Annotated in this window: 1 protein-coding gene; it reads right to left on the minus strand. The window is 59.4% G+C overall.

Annotated features, from left to right (window positions below):
- Positions 1–254 (minus strand): ATP-binding cassette domain-containing protein (locus SB822_RS58950; RefSeq protein WP_410859356.1); only part of this gene is annotated, 254 nt, incomplete at both ends.

Genomic DNA, 254 nt, shown 5'->3' on the forward strand with positions numbered 1-254 from the left:
CGACTGGCCCATTTCGCGCAATTGCATGATGCAGTGCCAGATTTCCGTGCGGATGACCGGAGCAAGCCCTTCCGTCGCTTCATCGAGGATCAGAAGATGCGGGTTCGTCATCAATGCACGCCCGATGGCCAGCATCTGCTGTTCGCCGCCTGAAAGCGTGCCCGCCGTCTGATCCGCCCGCTCCTGCATACGCGGGAAAAGCGCATATATCTTGCCAAGATCCCATGGCGACTGTCGCTTGCAGCGGTTGGATG

The organism is Paraburkholderia sp. SIMBA_054 (assembly GCF_046534875.1).
Taxonomy (GTDB): domain Bacteria; phylum Pseudomonadota; class Gammaproteobacteria; order Burkholderiales; family Burkholderiaceae; genus Paraburkholderia; species Paraburkholderia hospita.